Source organism: Emticicia sp. (genome assembly GCF_049241225.1).
Lineage (GTDB): Bacteria > Bacteroidota > Bacteroidia > Cytophagales > Spirosomataceae > Emticicia.
The window spans coordinates 17,136-19,190 of record NZ_JBMLRC010000256.1; the positions used below are offsets into that span (position 1 = coordinate 17,136).

3 protein-coding genes are annotated in these 2,055 nt (G+C 39.9%); 1 reads left to right on the plus strand and 2 read right to left on the minus strand.

The window, feature by feature from the left end; all coding sequences use genetic code 11:
- On the minus strand, window positions 1-395 hold a 395-nt coding region (locus ACOVO2_RS13925; protein WP_421770573.1), incomplete at its 3' end, for a homocysteine S-methyltransferase family protein.
- Between the two features lie 266 nt (window positions 396-661).
- Here ACOVO2_RS13925 and ACOVO2_RS13930 point away from each other — a divergent pair.
- Window positions 662-1,123, plus strand: a complete 462-nt coding sequence (locus ACOVO2_RS13930) for an Lrp/AsnC family transcriptional regulator (RefSeq protein WP_188766371.1) — start codon at window positions 662-664, stop codon at window positions 1,121-1,123.
- Window positions 1,124-1,200: 77 nt separating this feature from the next.
- Here the strand turns inward: ACOVO2_RS13930 and ACOVO2_RS13935 are convergent.
- The coding region (locus ACOVO2_RS13935; protein WP_421770565.1) for an aldehyde dehydrogenase family protein at window positions 1,201-2,055 on the minus strand (855 nt) is incomplete at its 5' end.

Here is a 2,055-nt window from a genome sequence, read left to right on the forward strand (position 1 = left end):
ATGGCACGAAAACCTGGGTCATTTACATCGGGCGATAACGAAAGCGTTCGATTCGTTGGCCCGATTGAACCCGCAACAAAACGAGGTTTGTCAGGATTTTTAGCCGTAAATTCATCAGCTACTTCACGAGCAATTTTAGCAGATTGATAATTCAATTCATACACATAATCTTCCATGTGGTAGTCGGCCATGGCGATTGATGTTCCCGAAAAAGTGTTAGTTTCGGCAATATCAGCCCCAGCTTCAAAGTATTTAGCATGAATTTCTTTAATAACTTCTGGCTTCGTGATAGAAAGCATATCGTTATTACCTTTCACTTCATGCGGAAAATCTTTGAAACGCTCGCCACGATAATCTGCATCAGATAATTTGTACTCTTGAATCAACGAACCCATTGCACCATCAAGCACAAGGATTCTATCTTTTAGTATTTCTCGGATGTTAGCCACTTCTTAACCTTATTTTTTGGTGATAATAATTTTGCAATTTAGAAAATTGCTGTGCTGTCAAACAACAAAATTTATCTTACAAAAGTACGATTTAAAGATTGATTTTTTAAATAATTTACAAAAAATAGATAAATTATCTAAAACTTGATTGTTTGATACGGTTTTTATTTTTAATTTTGACATAAATATTTGATAAAAACGACATTTTATCTATGCAAAAATTAGATAGTACTGACCGTGAAATTTTGAAGTCGCTTCAAGAAAATGCACACCTGACCACTAAAGAACTGGCCTCTCGATTAAATCTTTCGCCTACGCCCGTGTATGAGCGTGTGCGAAGACTCGAAAATGAGGGAGTGATAAAGAAATATGTTGCCCTAATTGACCGTGAGAAAGTGGGCAAAGACTTGATGGTTTTTTGCAATATCCGTCTGAAAGAACACGCCCAAGAAGCAGGCAAGAAATTTGTGCAGGAAATTGTGAAGTTAGATGAGGTAATTGAATGCCACAATATTTCGGGCGAATATGATTTTATGATAAAAGTAGTGGTAGAAGATATGCGTGAATATCAAAGTTTTTTGATGAACAAATTGGCTTCACTCGAAAACATCGGAAGTACTCACAGCACTTTTGTGATGAGCGAGATTAAGAACGAAACGAGGTTGGATATATAGCCCCCTAACCCCCGATGGGGGAATTAAGAGGCTATCTTTTGAATGATTAAAAAGCACCCCCATCGCGGGCTGGGGGGCTACAAATCAAACTTAATTCCTTGAGCGAGAGGTAGTTGTGTACTGTAATTGATAGTATTTGTTTGGCGACGCATGTAGTTTCTCCAGGCATCTGAGCCACTTTCACGTCCTCCGCCTGTTTCTTTTTCTCCACCGAAAGCTCCACCAATTTCTGCTCCCGATGTTCCGATATTTACATTGGCAATTCCGCAATCTGAACCAGCATAAGATAAAAACTGCTCTGCTTCACGCATATTGAGTGTAAAGATTGAAGAAGAAAGTCCTTGCGGAACGGCATTTTGTAGTTCGATGGCTTCATCAAGCGTTGAAAACTTCTTGATGTAAAGAATCGGTGCAAATGTTTCGTGGCAAACCGTTGGGCTTTGGTTTTCTACTTCCACAATCGTTGGTTTTACATAACAACCTGATTCATAGCCAGTTCCTGACAAAACTTCGTTTCCATAAAGTACTTTTCCTCCTTCGTTTTGAATGTTGGCGATGGCAGTTTTATAGTTATTTACGGCATCGACATCAATCAGTGGCCCAACGTGGTTATTGACATCGAGTGGGTCTCCGATGCGGAGTTGAGCATAGATTTTAACTAAACGATTTTTCACTTCTTCGTACATACTTTCGTGCAAGAATAAGCGACGAGTAGTAGTGCAACGTTGTCCAGCCGTGCCGACTGCTCCAAAAACTACCGCAGGAATAACTACCTCTAAATCAGCGTTTTGTGTAACAATAATGGCATTATTTCCGCCCAACTCTAACAAACTTTTACCAAAACGAGCCGCAACTGCCTGACCAACAGCTTTGCCCATGCGAGTAGAACCCGTAGCCGAAACCAAAGCAACATTTGTATCGTTCGATAGCCA

Excerpts from the sequence above, each read along its gene's own strand:
- ACOVO2_RS13930 (WP_188766371.1), top strand. The coding sequence starts at position 662 with ATGCAAAAATTAGATAGTACTGACCGTGAAATTTTGAAGTCGCTTCAA.